General features: G+C 73.1%; 16 protein-coding genes. 13 read left to right on the top strand and 3 right to left on the bottom strand.

Annotated features, from left to right (window positions below; all coding sequences use genetic code 11):
* Positions 1-37 precede the first annotated feature (37 nt).
* The 9 genes from ABZ215_RS09295 (at position 38) to fabG (ending at position 11,361) form a co-directional block, all read left to right on the top strand.
* The gene (locus tag ABZ215_RS09295) at positions 38-841 is read left to right on the top strand and encodes a TIGR02569 family protein (RefSeq protein ID WP_255346857.1); all 804 of its coding nucleotides are present in this window, start codon (positions 38-40) and stop codon (positions 839-841) included.
* 195 nt (positions 842-1,036) lie between these two features.
* Positions 1,037-3,049, top strand: coding sequence for a molybdopterin-dependent oxidoreductase (locus ABZ215_RS09290; RefSeq protein ID WP_354948993.1), 2,013 nt, complete (start codon positions 1,037-1,039; stop codon positions 3,047-3,049).
* The gene (locus ABZ215_RS09285) at positions 3,046-4,488 is read left to right on the top strand and encodes an FAD-dependent oxidoreductase (RefSeq protein ID WP_354948971.1); all 1,443 of its coding nucleotides are present in this window, start codon (positions 3,046-3,048) and stop codon (positions 4,486-4,488) included. Before ABZ215_RS09290 ends, ABZ215_RS09285 begins: the two co-directional genes overlap by 4 nt.
* Before the next feature lie 8 nt (positions 4,489-4,496).
* Positions 4,497-5,870: a nitrate/nitrite transporter gene (locus ABZ215_RS09280; RefSeq protein WP_237337688.1), complete on the top strand. Its 1,374-nt coding sequence runs from the start codon at positions 4,497-4,499 to the stop codon at positions 5,868-5,870.
* Positions 5,871-5,897: 27 nt separating this feature from the next.
* Entirely contained in the window at positions 5,898-8,441 is a 2,544-nt protein-coding gene (gene nirB / locus ABZ215_RS09275; protein WP_354948969.1) for a nitrite reductase large subunit NirB, read from the top strand.
* Positions 8,438-8,788 carry a nitrite reductase small subunit NirD gene (nirD, locus tag ABZ215_RS09270; RefSeq protein ID WP_354948967.1) on the top strand — a complete coding sequence of 117 codons (351 nt, stop codon included), beginning with the start codon at positions 8,438-8,440 and terminating at the stop codon, positions 8,786-8,788. Before nirB ends, nirD begins: the two co-directional genes overlap by 4 nt.
* Positions 8,785-9,897, top strand: a complete 1,113-nt coding sequence (locus ABZ215_RS09265; protein WP_354948965.1) for a uroporphyrinogen-III synthase — start codon at positions 8,785-8,787, stop codon at positions 9,895-9,897. Before nirD ends, ABZ215_RS09265 begins: the two co-directional genes overlap by 4 nt.
* Positions 9,894-10,577, top strand: a complete 684-nt coding sequence (locus ABZ215_RS09260) for a sirohydrochlorin chelatase (protein ID WP_354948963.1) — start codon at positions 9,894-9,896, stop codon at positions 10,575-10,577. Before ABZ215_RS09265 ends, ABZ215_RS09260 begins: the two co-directional genes overlap by 4 nt.
* Positions 10,578-10,620: 43 nt before the next feature.
* Entirely contained in the window at positions 10,621-11,361 is a 741-nt protein-coding gene (fabG, locus tag ABZ215_RS09255) for a 3-oxoacyl-ACP reductase FabG (RefSeq protein ID WP_237337684.1), read from the top strand.
* Between the two features lie 240 nt (positions 11,362-11,601).
* On the opposite strand, the gene ABZ215_RS09250 is transcribed toward fabG, so the two are convergent.
* Both ABZ215_RS09250 and ABZ215_RS09245 read right to left on the bottom strand, forming a co-directional pair.
* A complete protein-coding gene (locus ABZ215_RS09250) occupies positions 11,602-12,723 on the bottom strand; it encodes a crosslink repair DNA glycosylase YcaQ family protein (RefSeq protein ID WP_354948961.1) in 1,122 nt (373 codons plus the stop codon).
* Positions 12,723-13,115, bottom strand: coding sequence for a DUF3224 domain-containing protein (locus ABZ215_RS09245; RefSeq protein ID WP_354712485.1), 393 nt, complete (start codon positions 13,113-13,115; stop codon positions 12,723-12,725). The genes ABZ215_RS09250 and ABZ215_RS09245 overlap by 1 nt, the downstream gene beginning before the upstream one ends.
* A gap of 62 nt (positions 13,116-13,177) precedes the next feature.
* Between ABZ215_RS09245 and ABZ215_RS09240 the strand changes: the two genes are divergently transcribed.
* From ABZ215_RS09240 to ABZ215_RS09230, 3 genes are all read left to right on the top strand, one after another.
* Positions 13,178-14,143, top strand: a complete 966-nt coding sequence (locus tag ABZ215_RS09240; protein WP_020419766.1) for a WYL domain-containing protein — start codon at positions 13,178-13,180, stop codon at positions 14,141-14,143.
* On the top strand, positions 14,136-14,942 hold the full coding sequence (locus ABZ215_RS09235; protein WP_020419765.1) for a uroporphyrinogen-III synthase: 807 nt from the start codon (positions 14,136-14,138) through the stop codon (positions 14,940-14,942). The genes ABZ215_RS09240 and ABZ215_RS09235 overlap by 8 nt, the downstream gene beginning before the upstream one ends.
* Before the next feature lie 72 nt (positions 14,943-15,014).
* Positions 15,015-16,133: a lipase gene (locus tag ABZ215_RS09230; protein ID WP_354948959.1), complete on the top strand. Its 1,119-nt coding sequence runs from the start codon at positions 15,015-15,017 to the stop codon at positions 16,131-16,133.
* On the opposite strand, the gene ABZ215_RS09225 is transcribed toward ABZ215_RS09230, so the two are convergent.
* Positions 16,115-16,402, bottom strand: a complete 288-nt coding sequence (locus ABZ215_RS09225) for an MGMT family protein (protein ID WP_020419763.1) — start codon at positions 16,400-16,402, stop codon at positions 16,115-16,117. The genes ABZ215_RS09230 and ABZ215_RS09225 overlap by 19 nt on opposite strands.
* A 59-nt stretch (positions 16,403-16,461) precedes the next feature.
* Here ABZ215_RS09225 and ABZ215_RS09220 point away from each other — a divergent pair, with 59 nt between their 5' ends.
* On the top strand, positions 16,462-19,671 hold the full coding sequence (locus tag ABZ215_RS09220) for an ATP-dependent DNA helicase (protein WP_354948957.1): 3,210 nt from the start codon (positions 16,462-16,464) through the stop codon (positions 19,669-19,671).
* Positions 19,672-20,123: the final 452 nt, after the last annotated feature.

The following is a 20,123-nucleotide window of genomic DNA, read 5'->3' as shown; positions in this document are numbered from 1 at the left end:
GCGGGAAAACGTCGTCGCCACGCGGTAATCTCGGGCGGTGCCCGACGGTCCGAGAGCAGGTCAGCCACCGGCGACTGTCCTGATGGCGTTCGGCCTCCAGCACACCACCCCGGAAGCGCTGCCGGGTGGGCGGGCGCACCGCTGCGGCGACGTCGTCCTGACCCCCGTGCGGGACCGGCCGAAGGCGCTCTGGCTCGCCGGCACCATGCACGCCCTCGACGTCCCCGACCTGCGCATCGCCCGGCCGCAGCGCGCCCGGGACGGGCGGTGGATCGTCGCGGGTTGGGCGGCCCGCCGCTACCTCGACGGCGCGCCCGAGCACCGGCACGACGAGATCATGCTCGCCGCCCTCAAACTGGCCCACGCCCTCACCGGCCTGCCGCGCCCGCGACACCTCGCCGCCCGGACCGACCCCGACGCGATCGCCGACCGCGTCGCCTGGGGGGAGGCCGAGGTGCCGGTCGACGAGGCCAAGGGCGGCCGCTGGTTCGAGGTCCTCGCCGTGGCGCGAAGACCCGTGGGGCTGCCGGACCAGGTCGTGCCGGGTGACCTCTTCGGCGCCGTCCTCTTCGACGGCGACGCCCCGCCCGGCATCGTCGACTTCGACCCGTTCTACCGGCCCGCCGAATGGGGCGCCGCGGTCGCCGCCGTCGACGCGGTCGCCTGGGGTGACGCCGCCCCCGACTTCCTCCAGCGCTGGTCCCACCTGCCGGAATGGCCCCAGCTCCTGCTGCGCGCCGTGCTGTTCCGGCTGGCAGGCAACGCCCTCAGCCCGCGTGCCACGGCCGCTTCCCTGGACGGTTTGCGTGCCGCCGCGGCCGCGGTGAGTGAGATCCTGTAGCGCCCGTCACTTCTCACCGGGCATCGCCCGAAATGCCGTAGCAATGTCAAACGCCTGAAACATTCGGGAGTTTTCAGGTAACACGCCGTTCCTACCGTCTCTGGGCAGAGGCGGAAGGAGGTGCGCGTGACGCTCACCGCGGAACCCCAGGTCAAAGTGGCCACCCACTGTCCCTACTGCGCCCTGCAGTGCGGGATGAGCCTGTCCGGCACCGCCGTCGCACCCCGCGAGTTCCCCACCAACGGCGGCGGCCTGTGCCAGAAGGGCTGGACGTCGGGCAGCCTGCTCACCACCCCGGCGCGGCTGACCACGCCGCTGGTCCGGGTCGACGGCGAGCTGGTGCCCGCGACCTGGGACGACGCGCTCGACCTCGTCGCGCGCCGGATCGCCGAGGTCCAGGCCGAGCACGGCCGGGACGGCGTCGCCCTGTTCGGCGGCGGCGGCCTCACCAACGAAAAGAGCTACCTGCTCGGCAAGTTCGCCCGCGTCGCGCTGGGCACTTCGCAGGTCGACTACAACGGCCGGTTCTGCATGTCGTCCGCGGCGGCGGCCGGCAACAGGGCGTTCGGCCTCGACCGCGGCCTGCCGTTCCCGCTGACCGACGTCGGCGGCGCGGACGCGGTCCTGCTGATCGGCTCGAACCCGGCCGAGACCATGCCGCCCTTCATGCAGCACCTGCGCAGGGCCATCGACACCGGCGGGCTGGTCGTGGTCGACCCGCGCCGCACGCCGACCGCGGACCAGGCGAGCCTGCACCTCGCGCCCGCGCCGGGCACCGATCTCGCCTTGGCGCTGGGCATCCTGCACGCGCTGGTCGCCGAGGGCCTGTTCGACCGCGACTACGTCGAGCAGCGCACCCGCGGCTTCGACGCGGTGTGGCAGATCGCGGCCCGCTGGTGGCCCGAGCGCGTCGAGCGGATCACCGGTGTCGCCGCAGCCGACCAGCGCCGCGTCGCCACCCTGCTGGCCAACGCCCGCAACGCCTACATCCTCACCGCGCGCGGCACCGAGCAGCACGCCAGCGGTTCGGACACCGTGAGCGCCTGGATCAACCTGGCGCTGGCGCTCGGCCTGCCCGGCCGCGAAGGCTCCGGGTACGGCTGCCTCACCGGACAGGGCAACGGCCAGGGCGGGCGGGAGCACGGCCAGAAGGCCGACCAGCTGCCCGGCTACCGCAAGATCGACGACCCGGCCGCCCGCGAGCACGTCGCGCGCGTGTGGGGAGTCGACCCCGCCGAGCTGCCCGGACCCGGCCGCTCGGCCTACGAACTGCTCGACGCTCTGGGCACCGAGACCGGCCCCAAGGCGATGCTCGTGTTCGGCAGCAACGTCGTGGTGTCCGCGCCGCGCTCGGCGCACGTCGCGGACCGGTTGCGCAGCCTGGACCTCCTCGTCGTCGCGGACTTCGTGCTGTCCGAGACCGCCGCGATGGCCGACGTCGTACTCCCGGTCACGCAGTGGGCCGAGGAGAGCGGCACGATGACGAACCTGGAGGGCCGCATCCTGTTGCGGCAGAAGGCGATCGACCCGCCTGCCGGCGTCCGCAGCGACCTGGAGGTCCTCAATGGACTCGCGCAGCGCCTCGGGCAGCCGGCAGGACGTTTCCCGGTCGAGGCGAAGACCGTGTTCGCCGAACTGCGCGAGGCTTCGAGGGGCGGGCTCGCGGACTACTCCGGCGTGACCTACGAGCGCCTGCACGACGGCGAGGCCCTGTACTGGCCGGTGCCCGGCACCGAGCACGCCGGGACGCCGCGGATGTTCCTGGACTCCTTCGCCCACCCGGACGGCCGCGCCCGGTTCGTCCCGGTCGAGCACCGCGGCCCCGCCGAGCCGACCGACGACGAGTTCCCGCTGATCGCGACCACCGGCCGGGTGCTGCAGCACTACCAGTCCGGGGCGCAGACCCGGCTGGTCGGCGAGCTGAACGACGTGGTGCCCGAGGCCTACGTCGAGGTGCACCCGGACACCGCCGCCCGCGCCGGACTGGCCGACGGCGACTGGGCGGCGGTGGTCTCCCGGCGCGGGGAGACCACCGCGCGGGTGCGGTGCGTCGCCTCGATGCGGCCGGACACGGTGTTCCTGCCGTTCCACTTCCCCGGCGCGCAGCGGGCGAACCTGCTGACCAACCCCGCCCTGGACCCGACGAGCCGCATGCCCGAGTTCAAGGTGTGCGCGGTTCGCCTGACCACGAAGGACGGTGCGGAATGACCCGCAAGGTGGTGGTGCTGGGCTACGGCATGGCCGGGGCCCGGCTCGCCGACGAGATCCGGGCCCGCGATCCGGAAGGCACGCGCGTCACGCTGACCGTCATCGGCGAGGAGCCGCACGCCGCGTACAACCGCGTGCTGCTCTCCGCCGTCGTCGCAGGCACGATGCGCCCGGAGATGGTCCGCCTGCACGACGCCGGGTGGGCGGCCGCGCACAACGTCGACCTGCGCACGGACGTCAAGGCCGAGCACATCGACCGCGCCGCCCGGCGGATCCGGCTCAGCGACGGGTCCACTGTGGACTACGACGCGCTGGTGCTGGCCACCGGGAGCCGCCCGTGGCTGCCGCCGGTCGAGGGCCTGACCCTGGAGGACGGCACGCCCGCGCCGGGCGTGGTCACCTTCCGCACGCTGGACGACTGCGACCGCATCCTGGACGCCGCCAAGGCCGGCGCGCCGGTCGCGGTGCTCGGCGGCGGGCTGCTCGGCCTGGAGGCCGCCCGCGGCCTGGCCGGTCGCGGCAACCTCGTGACCGTCGTGCACCCGGTCGGGCACGTGATGGAACGCCAGCTCGACGCGGGCGCCGGTGGCGTGCTGGCCAAGGCGCTGGGCGAGCTGGGCATCGACTTCAAGCTCGGCGCGGGCGCGGCCCGGTACCTGCCTGGTGACGGGCTCAAGCTCGACGACGGCAGCAAGGTCCACGCCGACCTGGTCGTCGTCAGCACCGGCGTGCGGGCTGAAACCACGCTCGCGGTCGAGGCCGGCCTGGAGGTGGACCGCGGCATCGTGGTCGACGACGCGTTGCGCACCAGCGACGGCCGCATCCACGCGATCGGCGATTGCGCGCAGCACCCCGGCACGGTGTCCGGCCTGGTCGAGCCGGCCTGGCAGCAGGCCAAGGTGCTGGCCGACCTGCTGACCGGCGCCGACGTGTCCGCGCGGTACCGCGGCACGCAGGTGATCACGAAGCTGAAGGCGCGCGGCATCGACCTCACCGCGCTCGGCGACGTGCACACCGACGCCGCCGACCCGGACGCCGAGGTCGTGTGCCTGACCGACCCGACCCGTGGCCGCTACGCGAAGCTCGTCGTCCGCGGCGAGCGGGTGGCCGGGGCGATCCTGCTGGGTGCGCCGGACGCCGCCGCGAACATCACGCACCTGTTCGACCGGGGTGTCCCGGTTCCCGAAGACCGGCTCGCCGTCCTGCTCGGGCGCGCGCTGCCGGGCGGGGCGACCGTCGCGTCGAGCCCCGCCGACATCCCGGCGGCCGCCGTCGTCTGCCGGTGCAACTCGGTGACGAAGGGCCGGCTGGTCGAGGCGTTCCGCGCCGGTGCCACCGACGTCACCGAGCTCGCTTCCGTGACCCGAGCGACAACCGGATGTGGCAGCTGTCGCGACGCCGTCTGCGGCATCGCCGACTGGCTCGCCACCACCGCCTGAGGAGTGACATGACGACAACGACGAACGCGCCCGCGGGACGCAAGCACTGGATCGAGCACTGGGAGCCCGAGAACGAGTCGTTCTGGGAGTCCACCGGCAAGAAGATCGCCAACCGCAACCTGTGGTTCTCGATCTTCTCCGAGCACATCGGCTTCTCCATCTGGACACTGTGGTCGGTCATGGTCCTGTTCATGGGGCCGCAGTACGGGTTCTCGGCCGCCGACAAGTTCCTGCTGACCTCCACGCCGACGCTGGTCGGCGCGATCGCGCGGCTGCCCTACAGCTGGGCGGTGGCGAAGTTCGGCGGTCGCAACTGGACGATCGTCAGCGCGATGCTGCTGCTGATCCCGAGCGTCGGCGCGGCGATCGTGATGGAGCCCGGCACCCCGCTGTGGGGCTTCCTGATCGTGGCGGCGCTGGGTGGTGTCGGCGGCGGCAACTTCGCGTCGTCGATGACCAACATCAACGCGTTCTTCCCGGAGAAGGCCAAGGGCATGGCGCTCGGCCTGAACGCGGGCGGCGGCAACCTGGGCGTCGCCGTGATCCAGCTGCTCGGCCTGCTGATCATCGCCACGGCGGGCACCGGCGCGCCGCGGATCATCCTCTTCATCTACATCCCGCTGATCGTCGTCGCGGCGCTGTGCTCGGCGTTGTTCATGGACAACATCGCGTCCGTCAAGAACGACAAGAAGGCGATGCGCGAGATCATCGGCGACGCCCACACCTGGGTGATGTCGTTCCTCTACATCGGCACCTTCGGCTCGTTCATCGGCTACAGCTTCGCCTTCGGCCTGGTGCTGCAGAACCAGTTCGGCCGCACCCCGCTGCAGGCCGCCGCGGTCACGTTCCTCGGCCCGCTGCTCGGCTCGTTCTCCCGCCCGGCCGGTGGCTGGCTGGCGGACAAGCTCGGCGGCTCGCGGGTCACGTTCACCACGTTCGTCGGCATGGCGGTGATGACCGTCATCCTGATCATCGCGTCGAACACGCAGTCGCTGGCGTTGTTCACCACCGCGTTCATCGTGTTGTTCGTGCTGACCGGGGTCGGCAACGGCTCCACCTACAAGAGCATCCCGGCCATCTTCCGCACCAAGGCCAAGGCGGCGATCGCGGCCGGCGCGGACGAGGCGGCCGAGCTGCTCAAGGCCCGCAAGCGCTCCGGCGCACTCATCGGCCTCGCCGGTGCGGTCGGCGCGCTCGGCGGTCTGTTCATCAACCTGGCGTTCCGGCAGTCCTTCCTGGACACCAAGAGCGGCGTGCCGGCGTTCGTCGGGTTCCTCGTCTTCTACGGGATCTGCTTCGTCCTCACCTGGGCGGTGTACCTCCGCAAGTCGGACGCACCGGTGAGCGAGCGCGGGCTGGCTCTGGCCGGCGCCCGGGTCTGAAGCAAGAGAAAGCAGGAGGTTTCGGTAATGCGCACACTCGTCGTCGTCGGGAACGGCATGGTGAGCCATCGACTGGTGGAGGCACTGCGGGCCGAGGACACCGAGGGCGCCTGGCGGGTGGTCGTGCTCGCCGAGGAGCCGCGCCCGGCCTACGACCGGGTGGCCCTGACCTCCTACGTGGATGGCTGGGACGTCCAGGCGCTCACCCTGTCCGGTTCGGACTACGCGGGTGACGACCTCGTCGAGCTGCGGCTGGGCGACCCGGTCACCGCGATCGACCGCGCGGCCAGGAAGGTCACCACGGCGTCCGGCCACGTGCAGGCCTACGACGCGCTCGTGCTGGCCACCGGCTCGCGGCCGTTCGTGCCGCCGGTGCCGGGCCACGACCTGCCGGGCTGCTTCGTCTACCGCACGATCGAGGACCTGGACGCGATCCGCGCCGCGGTCGAACACGCGAAGGCGACCAAGCGCGGCCGCGCCGCGGCGATGGTCGTCGGCGGCGGCCTGCTCGGGCTGGAGGCGGCGAAGGCCCTGCGCGACATGGGCCTGTCGCCGCACGTGGTCGAGATGGCGCCGCGGCTCATGCCGATCCAGGTCGACGACGGCGGTGGCCGGCTGTTGCGCAAGCTGGTCACCGACCTCGACCTGACCGTCCACACGGGAACGTCGGCGGAGAAGATCGAGCAGGACGGCGACCGGCTGTTCACCAAGCTCACCAACGGCACCGAGCTGGACCTGGACCTGGTGGTGTTCTCCGCCGGTGTCCGCCCGCGCGACGACCTGGCCCGCTCGTCCGGGCTGGAGGTCGGCGAGCGCGGCGGGATCATCACGGACCTGTCCTGCCGCACCAGTGCCCCGGACATCTGGGCGGTCGGCGAGTGCGCCGCGGTCGAGGGCCGCTGCTACGGCCTGGTCGCGCCGGGCTACACGATGGCCGAGATCGTCGCCGCGCAGCTGCTCGGCAAGACCGGCGAGTTCCCAGGCGCGGACCTGTCCACCAAGCTCAAGCTGATGGGCGTGGACGTCGCCAGCTTCGGCGACGCGCACGCCACCACGGAGAACTCGGTCGAGGTCGTGCTCTCCGACGCCGTCGGCGGCTACTACAAGAAGCTCGTGGTGTCCGAAGAGGACAGCGACGGCAAGCGGCTGCTGCTGGGCGGTGTGCTGGTCGGCGACGCGAGCGCCTACAACCTGCTCCGCCCGCTGGTCGGCAGCCCCCTGCCGGCGGACCCCGCTGCCATGCTGGCTCCCGAGGGCGGTTCCAGCGCCGTGGGTGTGGACGCGCTGCCGGACGAGGCGCAGATCTGCTCGTGCAACGCGGTTAGCAAGGGCGCCATCACCAGCGCCATCCACGACGAGGGCTGCGACAGCGTCGCGAAGATCAAGGGCTGCACCAAGGCGGGCACCACCTGCGGCTCATGCGTGCCGATGCTGGCCAAGCTGCTGGACGCCTGCGGGGTCGAGCAGTCCAAGGCGCTGTGCGAGCACTTCGCCTACTCGCGCCAGGAGCTGTTCCAGATCCTCAGCGCCACCCGCATCACCACGTTCGGCGAGCTGATCGCCAAGCACGGCACCGGCGCCGGCTGCGAGATCTGCAAGCCGGCCGTGGCCTCGATCCTCGCCACGCTGGACACGACCGACCGCGACGGCGGGCACGTCCTGGCCGGCGAGCAGGCCACGCTGCAGGACACCAACGACCACTTCCTGGCGAACATGCAGCGCAACGGCACCTACTCGGTGGTGCCGCGGATCCCCGGCGGCGAGATCACCCCGGCGAAGCTCAAGGTCATCGCCGAGGTCGCCGAGGAGTTCGGGCTCTACACCAAGATCACCGGCGGGCAGCGGATCGACCTGTTCGGCGCGACCGTGGACCAGCTGCCGCACATCTGGAGGCGGCTGGTGGACGCGGGCATGGAGTCCGGCCACGCGTACGGCAAGTCGCTGCGCACGGTGAAGTCGTGCGTCGGATCGACGTGGTGCCGCTACGGCGTGCAGGACAGCGTCGGACTGGCCGTCGAGCTGGAGCTGCGCTACCGCGGCCTGCGGTCGCCGCACAAGCTCAAGGCCGGTGTCTCCGGGTGCGCCCGCGAGTGCGCGGAGGCCCGCGGCAAGGACTTCGGCGTGATCGCCACCGAGAAGGGCTGGAACCTCTATGTCGGCGGCAACGGCGGGGCCCTGCCGCGCCACGCCGAGCTGCTGGCGTCCGACCTGGACAAGGACACGCTGATCACCTACATCGACCGGTTCCTGATGTTCTACGTCCGCACCGCCGACCGCCTGCAGCGCACCGCGCCGTGGGTCGAGGAGATGGACGGCGGGCTGGACCACCTGCGTGCGGTGATCGTGGACGACAAGCTCGGCATCTGCGAGGAGCTGGACGCCGCGATGGCCAAGCACGTGGAGAACTACGCCGACGAGTGGCGCGGCGTGCTGGAGGACCCGGAGAAGCTGGCCCGGTTCACGTCGTTCGTCAACGCGCCGGGCACGCCCGACCCGACCATCTCGTTCCGCGCGGAGCGAGAGCAGAAAGTCCCCGTCCTGCTGGGTGTCCCGGAGGTGGTTTCGCGATGACCGCGGTGGAGGAGAAGCGCGCCACGGAGGTGGTCGAGATCTGCCGGTTCGACCGGTTGATCCCCGGTCGCGGAGTGGCCGGGCTGCTGCCGGACGGGCGGCAGGTGGCGATCTTCCGCACCGTGACCGACGACGTCTACGCGCTGTCCAATGTGGACCCGTTCACCAAGGCGGCCGTGCTGTCGCGGGGGATCATCGGCGACGTCAAGGGTGTGCCGCACGTCGCATCGCCCATGCTGAAACACCGTTTCGAGCTGGCCACGGGCTACTCTCTGGAGGACGAAACGGTGGCTGTGCGGACGTATCCCGTGCGGGTGATCGAGGACGTGGTGTACATCCAACCATGATCGATTCCTCCGGAATCCTCCCGCTCGCCGGTTTCGCGGTGGGCATCACGGCCGCGCGCCGCGCGGACGAGCTCGGCGCGCTGCTGGTGCGCAAGGGCGCGACCGTGCGGTACGGGCCGGCGATCCGGATCGTGCCGCTCGCCGACGACACCGAGCTGCACGCCGCGACCGTGCGGATGCTGGAGGAGCCGGTCGACGTGGTCGTGGCGACCACCGGCATCGGGTTCCGCGGGTGGGTCGAGGCGGCCGAGGGCTGGGGTCTCGGCGATGCGCTGGTCGACCAGCTCGGCATGGCGTCGCTGCTGGCTCGCGGCCCGAAGGCACGGGGTGCGATCCGCGCGGCCGGGTTGTCGGAGAGCTACTCGCCCGCTTCGGAGAGCAGCGCGGAGCTGCTCCAGCACCTGCTGGAGTCCGGTGTGGAGGGTCAGCGGATCGCGGTGCAGCTGCACGGCGAGCCGCTGCCGTACTTCGTGGAGTCGTTGCGGGAGGCCGGGGCCGAGGTCATCGAGGTGCCGGTGTACCGCTGGGTCGGGCCGTCCGACCCGGGGCCGCTGGACCGGCTGATCGACGCGGTGCTGGACGGCTCGGTGGACGCGTTGCCGTTCACCAGCGCGCCTGCCGCGGCGAGCACGCTGGCGATGGCCAAGCGCACCGGACGCCTCGCGGCGCTGGTCGACGCGCTGACGCACCGGGTGCTGGTCGCGTGCGTCGGGCCGATCACGGCCGCCCCGCTGGCCGCCGTCGGGATCCCCACGGTGCAGCCGGAGCGGGCGCGGATCGGCGCGCTCGCGCGGACGGTGGCGCAGGCGCTGGTCGAGCGGTCACCGAAGCTGTGCGCGGCCGGGCGGCTCATCGAGCTGCGCGGTCAGGCGGCCATTGTGGACGGTCAGCTGTGCGAGGTGGCGCCGGCGCCGATGGCGGTGCTGCGGGCGCTGGCCCGCGAGCCGGGCCGGGTGGTCTCGCGGCGTGAGCTGACGTCCGCGTTGCCCAGCGGCGGTGAGGAACACGCGGTGGAGACCGCGATCGGGCGGCTACGCACGTCGCTCGGCGAGGGGAAGCTCGTGCAGACCGTGGTGAAGCGCGGATACCGGTTGGCGGTGGAACGATGATCGTGCTGGCAGCGCATGGAACGCGGGACCCGCAGGGCGCGCGGGTGATCGAGGAACTGGCCGAGCGGGTGCGGGCCGAGACGCCGGTGCCGGTGCGGGTGGCCTACGCCGACGTGCGGCAGCCGGACGTCACGACGGTGCTCGACTCGGTGCGCGGCTACCAGGCGATCGTCGTGCCGGCGTTCCTGGCGGCCGGGTATCACGTGCGCACCGACATTCCGGCGCAGATCGCGGCGAGCGGGCACCGGAACGTCCTGCTGGCCGGCCCGTTCGGCCCGGCGCCGGAGCTGGTCGGCGTGATGCGCGACCGGCTGGAGTGGGCGGGCTACCGCGCGGGCGATGCGGTCGTGCTGGCCGCGGCGGGCTCCAGTGATCCGCGCGCGCTGGCCGAGGTGCGCGTCGCCGCGGATGCGCTCGGTGTCCTGCTGGGTGTGCCCGTGCAGGTGGGTTACGTCGCGACGGCGCGGCCCTCGATCGCGGACGCGGTCGCCCGCGCGCGGGGCCGCGGACGCCGGGTGGCAGTGGCGTCGTGGCTGCTCGCGCCGGGGCTGTTCCAGCGGAAGGTGCTGGAGGCGGGCGCCGAGGTGGTGGCGGACCCGCTCGGCGTGCACCCGGACGTGGTCGACCTGGTGCTGGCCAGGTACCAGCAGGCGCAGCGGCAGCTCGCGGTCGCCGCCTGACCCTTGTGGTTCGCTGGTTGAAACAGTAGTTTCTGTTTCTGTGATGCGTTACACGAACAGGGTCGTTCTGATCACCGGTGCCGGGCAGGGGCTCGGCCGGGCCATGGCGCACAGGTTCGCCGACGAGGGGGCGTCGCTGGCGTTGTGCGACGTCAACGAGGGTGCGCTGAAGGAAACGGCGGTCGACTGCATCGACGTGCGCACGTCGGTGGTCGACGTGTCCGATCCCGAGCAGGTCGACTCGTGGGTCGCGGAGGCGCTGTTCGAGTTCGGGCGCGTCGATGTGCTGGTCAACAACGCCGGCGTGATCCGCGACAACCGGCTGGAGCGGATGACCGACGACGAGTGGGACGCGGTGCTTAATGTCAGCCTGCGCGGGATGTTCAACTGCAGCCGCGCGGTGTTCCCGGTGATGAAGCGGCAGGGGTACGGGCGGGTGCTGTCGTTCTCGTCGATGTGTTGGCGCGGCAACTTCGGGCAGGCCAACTACGCCGCGGCGAAGGCCGGTGTGGTGGGGATGGCGCGCACGATCGCGCTCGAAGGAGCCCGCCACGGCGTGACGTCGAACGCGATCGCGCCCGGGCTGATCGCGACCCCGATGCTGGCGTCCATGGACGACAAGGCGCGGGCGAAGCTCGCCGCGCGGGTGCCCGCCGGGCACATCGGCGACCCGGCGGACATCGCGGAGGCCGCGGCGTACCTGTGCTCCGAGGCGGCCGGCTACGTGACGGGAGTCGTGCTCGACGTCGACGGCGGGATCAGCATCGGCAGCGCGTTGCGCTGATCTCACAGGTGGTTCGTAGCGTTGGGCCAGGCAGCGGCCTGTCCGCGCCGTGGCCAATCCGCCGCGTCGCGCCGTGCCAATCGGGCGTGCGCGCGGCCTGCTCGCGCCGCGCCAGCCGCGGCCTGTCCGCGCACTGGCCGACCCCGGCGTGGCCGGGCCTGCCCAACCCGCCGCGCCGCCCCGGCCAATCCGCCGCGCCGCGCTCGGCCCACTTACGCCGCGCCGCGCCCAACCCGGCGCTCAGCCCCAGCTCACCCGCAGATCCGCGAACCCCCGCGCTCGCGCAACCCGTTCGGCCTCCTCTTCCGCCGCCTTCCGTGCGGCGGGCGGCAGGGGATCGAAGGCGGTGATCGTGAAGTCCAGACGCTTCCGGCCGCTGCCCTTCGTCCGCCACACGCCTGCCACCTCGCCGCCCGCGAGGAGCGCTCCGGGGTTGCCCAGGATCTTCCACACCTCCTTCTGCCGCGCCCGGTCCGGCACCAGCACCGCCCGGTCCCGCGACTGCAGGAACGGGTCCCACGGCGGCAGCAGCCGCACGAGGTCGGGCTCCGGCGGGTTCTCCAGGGCGGCCACATCACCCGACGGCAACCACACCTCGCGGCCCGCGAAGCGCACCGGCGTCAGGTCGTCCGGCCACATCCGCTTCGCGATCGCCGTCTTCGTGCCGACGAAATCGGCCGCCTCCTTGGGGGTCGCCGGGCCGTGCAGGTGCAGGTAGTCCCGGACGACGGCCGTCGCGGCCACGGGATCCGGCGTGGTGCGCATCCGCGGCCGGCCCGCCAGTGGCGCGAGCGTCGCGGGCTGCGTACCGGCCTCCAGGCGCACCCCGCCGTGGATCGCCGCCAGCCGCATGACCTGCTCTAGGATGTGGGTGGCCTGGCAGCCGCGGCACCAGTACGACAACCCGTCCGGGATGATCTTCGTGACGGCCTCGCTCACCGCGCCCTTGGTCATCACCCGCGTCACGACCTTGCGGATCGCCCGCGCCGCCATGAACAACCCGTCCAGCGCTCCCATCCCGGCCGCCTCGACCTGCTTGCGCTGCCAGCCCATCCGCGCCATCGCGTCGTCCTCGTCCAACGGCACCAGCGCGGCGGTGACCCGGCCGATCTCGTCCGCGCGGTGGAAGTGCGGCGCGCCGCGGTGCGTCCACGCCAGCACGAACCGCGGGTCCTCCACAAAGGACTCCTCGGTGACCGGTCCGGGCAGCCGCGCCGCGAGGGCGATCGCCGCGGTGTCCCGCTGCGTGCTCTGCAGGCCGAGGTCGAAGACGGCCAGCCCGGCCGGGTCCGCGACGTCGCGGTGCAGCCCCTGCGCCGCGATCCGGTGGGCGAGCACCTGCTCGCGATCGACCTCGATCATCACAGCCGGTGGTCGAAGGTGTAGTTCACGGTCTCGCTCGCCCCTCCGATCGTGCCCGTCCCGGTCAGCCCGGTCAGCTCACCGGTGCCCGAGCCTTCGACGACGGTGAACGTGCCCCGGATGCCGTCCGCACCGTAGGCCACGTCGTGCCGGATCACGAAGCTGCCCTTCCGGCCGTCCACGCTGCCCTCGATCCGCTCGAACCCAGGCGCCGTCTGCGGGCTGCCGGTGTAGCCCTCTCCCGGGTAGTACAGCAGGTAGTCGCAAGCCGATTCGCCCTCGATCAGCCCGGAGTAGGTGAACGTGGCGTGCGCGTGGGCGTACCGGGGCCCGTCCTCGGGGCCGCTCACGACCTTCTCGTCCCAGGTCCGCATGGTGAAAGTGTTCGTCATGGGCCCTAGTCTGACGCCCTTGCCTGACACCTTCTGTCAGGTTTTCCGGCGATACTGGAGCCATGCGCGCGAGCAGGTTGCTGTCGGTGCTGCTGCTCCTGCAGAACCGGGGCCGGATGACCGCCGAGGAGCTGGCGGAGGAGCTCGAAGTGTCGGTGCGGACGGTGTACCGGGACATCGAGTCGCTGTCCGCCGCCGGGGTGCCGGTCTACGCCGAACGCGGCCGGTCCGGCGGCTACCGGCTGCTCGACGGCTACCGCACCCGCCTGACCGGGCTGACCGGGGAGGAGGCGCAGTCGCTCCCGCTGGCCGGGCTGCCGGACGCCGCCGCCGAGCTGGGCCTTGGCACCGTGCTGACCGCCGCGCAGCTCAAGCTGTACGCCGCGCTGCCGGACGAGCTGCGCGGCCGCGCGGGCAAGGTCGCCGAGCGGTTCGTGCTCGACGTGCCCGGCTGGTTCCGCGGCATCGAGAGCCTGCCGCACCTGGCCGAGGTGGCCCAGGCCGTGTGGGACTCGCGGCGTGTTTCGGTCCGGTACCGGCGGTGGGACAACAGCGAGACGAACCGGCTGCTGGAGCCGCTGGGCCTGATCCTCAAGGCCGGGAACTGGTACCTTGCTGCCCACTGCGACGGTGCGATCCGGACCTACCGGGTGTCGCGGATCCTCTCGCTCGAACCCGGCGCCGCGTTCGAGCGCCCTGCCGGGTTCGACCTCGCCGCCTACTGGCGGGAGTGGTCGGAGCAGTTCGAGCGGCGGATGTACCCGCGGGTCGCCGTCGTCCGGCTTTCCCCGCTGGGCCGCGAACTCGTACCGTTCTACCTGGGAGCGGTGGGCGCTCGCGCGCTGCGGGAGTGCCGTGCGGTTCCGGACGAAGACGGGTGGTTGCGCGTGGAGTTACCGGTGGAACCCGGCGCCCCGGCGCTCGGGGAGCTGTTGCGGTTCGGGCCCGAGCTGCAGGTGCTCGAGCCCGCGGACTTGCGTGACCGGGTGGCGGCCGCGGTGGGCCGGATGGGTGCGTTCTATGGGTGACCTGAGCGGAGTCACGATCGGGGTGACCGCCGAGCGGCGGGCCGAGGAGTTCATCGGCGCGCTGGAACGCAACGGCGCCACGGTGCGGCACGCGCCGTTGATCCACATCGTGCCGCTGCCCGACGACGCCCGGCTGCGTGCCGCGACCGAGGAGGTCCTCGCCGAGCCGCTGGACGTCCTCGCGGTCACCACCGGCGCCGGATTCCGCGGCTGGATCGAGGCCGCCGAGGGGTGGGGACTGCGCGACGACCTGCTCGCGTCGCTGACCAGGGCGCGCGTGTTCGTCCGCGGCCCGAAGGGCAAGGGCGCGGTGCGGGGTGTCGGGCTCACCGAGGAGTGGGCCGCGCCCGAGGAGAGCAACCGGCAGCTGTTCGGGCACCTGCTGGAGGCCGGTGTCGCCGGCGCGCGGCTGGCGGTCCAGTTGCACGGCTCGCCGCTGCCCGAGCACACCGCGCCGCTGCGCGAGGCCGGCGCGCGGGTGATCGAGGTGCAGCCGTACCGGTGGGAGTGGCCCGCCGACCTGCACCCGGCGCACGAGCTGCTCGACGGCGTGCTCGACGGCCGGGTCGACGCGCTCGCGTTCACCAGCGCCCCGGCGAGCGCGAACATGCTGAACCTGGCCCGGGAGCGCGGCGCCTACGACGACTTGGTGCGCGCCCTGCGGGGCGACGTCGTGTGCGCCTGCGTCGGCCCGGTGACGGCCGCGCCGTTCACCGACGCCGGGGTGCCGACCCTGCAGCCGGAGCGACAGCGGCTCGGCGCGCTGGTCAAGCTGCTGGTCGCGGAGCTGGGCACCTAGGGGGCCGACCTCCGGGCCGTTCCCGGTGATCATCCGGATGTGCCCGGCCGGGCCCGTTCCTAGGTTCGGTGCATGGTTGAACCAAGATCGCTAACCCGCCGTCTCGCGCTGCTCACCGCCGCCGCCTTCGCGCTCACCGTGGTCCCGGCGTCGGCCGAGACGGCACTCGCCCTGCCGGAACCGTCCGGCCCGTTCGCCGTCGGCGTCACCGAGTTGCACCTGGCCGACCAGGCCCGCGACCGCGAGCTGATGGCGACGGTGCGGTACCCCGCCGTCCACGACCGCGGTCCGCGAGCGCCGTTCCTGACACCGGGCGCCGCCGCCGTGATCGCCGAGGCCGACGCCGCCCGGCTCGGCATGGACCCGGCCCGGCTGGACTACGGCTTCACCACCAACGCGCGTTCCGGCGCGCCCGTCGCCGCGGGGCGGCTGCCCGTCGTGCTCTACACACCGGGCGCCGAGCAGCCCCGCGCGCTGGCGACCACCCAGCTGGAGGAGCTCGCGAGCCGGGGCTACGTCACCGTCGCGTTCGACCACCCCGGCGAGACGTCCGTGGTGGAGTTCCCGGACGGCCGCCTGGTGCACGGCTCCCTGCCACCGCAGAGCGTCGAGGTCGGCCGCCGGATGATCGCCACCCGCGTCGCGGACGCCCGGTTCGTCCTCGACCAGCTCGAAGTCCTCGCGCGGGGCGGCAACCCGGACGTCGCGCGGCGAGCGTTGCCCGCCCGGCTGGGCCGCTCGCTCGACCTGACCCGGATCGGCATGTTCGGGCATTCGGCAGGCGGGTTCACCACGGCCGAGACGATGCTGGCCGACCCGCGGATCGACGCGGGCGCCAACCTGGACGGCAGCATGGCCTACTCGCAGCGCGACCGGATCTTCGGGCAGGCCGTCGAGCAGGGCCTGGACCAGCCGTTCCTGCTGATGAGCGCCGGTGACCACAGCGCAGCCACGGACGGGTCCTGGCAGGAGTTCCTGAGCAACCAGCGCGGTCCCGTCGAGCAGCGGCACCTGGCGGGCGGGGAGCACTTCAGCTACACCGACTACCAGTTCCTGCTGCCCCGGCTCGGCGTCGATCCGGCGGTCACCGCGCCCTGGATCGGCGACGTGGACGCCGCCCACAGCCTGGACTTCCAGCGGACGGGCCTCGTCGAGTTCTTCGACCAGCGGCTCTACGGCTGCCAGCGGTAGGTCTTGAGGTTCACCTTCTGACCGTCCGCCAGCACGCCTTCGGCCCGGAGCAGCTCCAGCTGCCGGTGCACGAGGTGCGGCGCGGGCGTGCCGTTGGCGCGCAGGATCCGGTGCCACGGCAGGTCCGCGCCGTCTTCGGACAGGATCCGGCCGATCATCCGGGGTGACGGGGCGCCGGCGATCGCCGCGATGTCACCGTACGTGGCGACCTTCCCCGGCGGCACGGTCGCGACCACCTCGCGCACCCGCTCGTGCAGCTCCTCGTCCACGTGACCAAACTACCGCCAAGGTGTGCCGGTCCCCGGTTCTGTCGGGCGGTCGTGATTCCATGCCAGACGTGAGCGGAGAGGGGACCCGGTCCCGGGCGGGCGCGCGGCTGGTTCGGCTGCCCGTCCCCGAGCCGCGCCCGGAGCGCTGGGACGCCGACGCGCGGGCGGTGCTGGCAGCGCCCCGGGGGTTCGTCCGCGTCCTCGGTGGACCGGGCACCGGCAAGACCACCCTGATCACGAGCGCGGCGGCGGCCCGCATCTCCGGCGGCGCCGATCCGGAGAGCCTGCTGGTGCTCACCGCGTCCCGCCGCGCCGCCAACGCCCTGCGTGCCGAGATCACCCGCCGCGTCACCGCGGGTGACGGCGTGCCCCGCACGATCCGCGAGCCGATCGTGCGCACCGTTCACTCGTACGCGTTCTCCCTGCTGCGCCTGCAGGCCGGGCTGCAGGACGTGCCGGCGCCGCGGCTGCTGTCCAGTCCGGAGCAGGACGTGGTGGTCCGTGACCTGCTGGCAGGCGACCTCGCCGAGGGCGCACCGGACTGGCCCGAACAGCTGCGGCCCGCCCTGGCCGTGCCCGGTTTCGCCGAGGAGCTGCGAGACCTGCTGCTGCGCGCCGCCGAGCGGGGTCTGGGCCCGGAGGACCTGGTCAAGCTGGGGCGGCGCAAGGACCGTCCGGAGTGGGTCGCGGCCGGGGTGTTCTGGCGGCAGTACGAGGAGGTCACCGTCCTGCAGGGCGCGGGCGGCAACGCGCTCGGCGCGCCCGGTTCGCCCGCGCTGGACGCCGCCGAGCTGGTCGCGAGCGCGCTCGTCGAGCTGGAGGGCGACCCCGACCTGCTGGCACGCGAGCAGGCGCGCATTCGGCACGTGTTCGTCGACGACGCCCAGCACCTGGACCACCTGCAGTTCCGCCTGCTGCGGCTGCTCGGCACGGCGGCCGAGGACTTCGTCGTGACCGGCGACCCGGACCAGGCGATCTTCTCCTTCCGCGGCGCTGACCCGGGCCTGCTCACGCGGGCCGACGCCGACGGCGGCCGGACGGTGACCCTGACCAGGACCCACCGGCTGAGTCTCGCCGTGCACGAGGCGGTGACGAAGCTCGGTGCGACCCTGCCGGGCGCGCAGCGGCACCGCGCGATCGAGGTCGACCCGTCGTCCGAGGAGGGCGAGGTCAAGGTCCGGCTGCTGCCGACCCCGTCCGCCGAGGCGAGCTGGGTCGCCGACCAGCTGCGCCGCGCGCACCTCATCGACGGCGTGCCGTGGTCGGAGATGGCCGTGCTGGTGCGCTCGCCGGGACGGTCGTTCCCCGTGCTGCAGCGGGCGTTGCGCGCCGCGGGCGTGCCGATCGCGTCGGCGGCCGACGAGCTGCCGCTGGCCCGCCAGCCCGCGGTCCGGCCGCTGCTCGCCGTCCTGCGCGTCGCCGGTGATCCGGAGCTGCTCGACGTCGACACCGCCGAGATGCTGCTGGCGTCCCCGCTCGGCGGCGCCGACCCGCTGGCGCTGCGCCGGATGCGGCGCGGTCTGCGGCGGCTGGAGCTGGCAGGCGGCGGCGAGCGGTCGAGCGACGAGCTGCTCGTGGAAGTGTTGCGGGACAACGACAAGCTCGGCGGGCTGGCCGAGGCCGAGGCCGCGCCCATCCGCCGGGTCGGCGGGCTGATCGCGGTCGCGCGCGAGGCGATCGCCAGGGGCGCCGGTGTCGAGCAGGTCCTGTGGGACGTGTGGCGGGAGAGCGGCCTGCAGAAGCGGTGGGTGCGGTTGTCCGGCCGTGGCGGGACGCTGGGCGCGCAGGCCGACCGCGACCTGGACGCGGTGGTGGCGCTGTTCCACGCCGCGGGCAACTACGTCGACCGGTTGCCGAAGGCGAGCGTGGCGGCCTTCGCGGACTACCTGTCGTCGCAGAACATCGCGGGCGACAGCCTCGCCCCGGTGGCGATGCGCGGCGAGGGCGTGTCGATGCTGACCGCGCACGGCGCGGCCGGTCGCGAGTGGACGGTCGTCGCGGTGGCGAACGTGCAGGAGGGCAGCTGGCCGGACCTGCGGCTGCGTGGGTCGCTGCTCGGCGTCGAGCGGCTGGTGGACCTGCTGTCCGGGCTGGAGGAGGAGACGGTGTCCGCGACGGCGCCGATCCTCGCCGAGGAGCGGCGGCTGTTCTACCTGGCGCTCGGCCGCGCGAAGCGGACGCTGCTGGTGAGCGCGGTGATCGGGGAGGACGAGCAGCCGTCGCGGTTCGTCGACGACCTGCAGGCCAACAGCGCGGACGAGTCCGGGCTGGACTCGCGGGTCAAGCCGCCGGGCCGGTCGCTGGTGCTGGCCGAGCTGGTCGGCGACCTGCGGCGCGCGGTGTGCGACCCGGAGGTGCCGCCGGACCGGCGGGCGCGGGCGGCGCGGCAGCTGGCGCGGCTGGCGCGGGCCGGGGTGCCCGGCGCGCACCCGGATTCCTGGTACGGCCTGGTGGAGACGTCGACGGACACCCCGCTCTACGGCGAGGGCGACGTGATCCGGATTTCGCCGTCCACTGTGGACACGCTGAAGAAGTGCCCGTTGCGGTGGCTGATCGAACGGCACGGTGGCTCCGACCCGGCCCAGCTGGCGGCGATCACCGGGACGCTGGTGCACGAGCTGGCGCAGGCCGCCGCGGACGGCATGGACGACGAGGGGCTGCGCCGCGCGCTGGACGACGCGTGGGCGAAGGTCGACGCCGGCGCGCCGTGGTTCTCGCGGCGGGAGCGCAACCGGGTCGAGCAGATGGTGCGCAACTTCCTGGCGTGGCTGCACAATTCGCGGCACGAGCTGCAGCAGATGGGGATCGAGCAGGACATCGAGGTGGAGCTGCCGGTCGGTGGTGACGGTCTGCTGGTCAAGCTGCGGGGCCGGGTGGACCGCCTGGAGCACGACGCCGAGGGCCGGCCGGTGATCGTGGACCTGAAGACGGGGAAGACCGCGGTGAGCGCCGCGGACGCCGAGCTGAACCCGCAGCTGGCGGCATACCAGCTGTCGGTGCTGCTGGGCGCGTTCGGCGGCGGGAAGCGCCCGGGCGGCGCGAAGCTGGTGTACCTGGCGAAGGCGCACAACAAGACCGGCGCGACGGTGCGGGAGCAGCCCCCGCTGGACGACGAGAGCGGCCGCGAGTGGCTGGAGCTGGTGCGGAAGGTCGCGGCGTCGGCGACGGGCCCGGAGTACGACGCGACGGAAAACCCGGACTGCGACCGCTGCCCGGCGAAGGGATCGTGCCCGCTGCGCCCGGAGGGCAGGCAGGTGACGGGCCCATGAGGAGAATCGCCGGCGCCCACCAGCCCGGGAGCCGACCCATGACCGAACCCGCCGCCCGGGCCGGTCGGGCCGAGCTTGCCGGTCGGGGCGAGCTTGCTGGTCGGGGCGAGTTTGCCGCCCCGGGCGAGCTTGCTGGCCGGGGCGAGCCCGCTGGCCGGGCCGAGTTGGCTGGCCGGGCTGAGCTCGCTGGCCGGGCTGAGCTTGCCGCCCGGGCCGGCCGGGCCGAGCCTGCCGCCCGAGTCGAGCCCGCCACCCGAGTCGAGCCCGCCACCCGGGCCGAGCCCGCCAACCGAGCCGAGCCCGCCAACCGAGCCGAGCCCGCCAACCGAGCCGAGCCCGCCAACCGAGTCGAGCTCGCTGGCCGGGTCGAGTCTGCCGCCCGGGCCGAGCTTGTCGCCCGGGCTGAGCTTGCCGCCCGGGCCGAGTCTGCCGCCCGGGCCGAGTCTGCCGCC

The organism is Amycolatopsis sp. NPDC006131, assembly GCF_040614175.1.
Classification (GTDB): domain Bacteria; phylum Actinomycetota; class Actinomycetes; order Mycobacteriales; family Pseudonocardiaceae; genus Amycolatopsis_E; species Amycolatopsis_E tucumanensis.
Note: the sequence above shows the minus strand (reverse complement) of the source record. Positions and strands in the feature narration are given on the sequence as shown.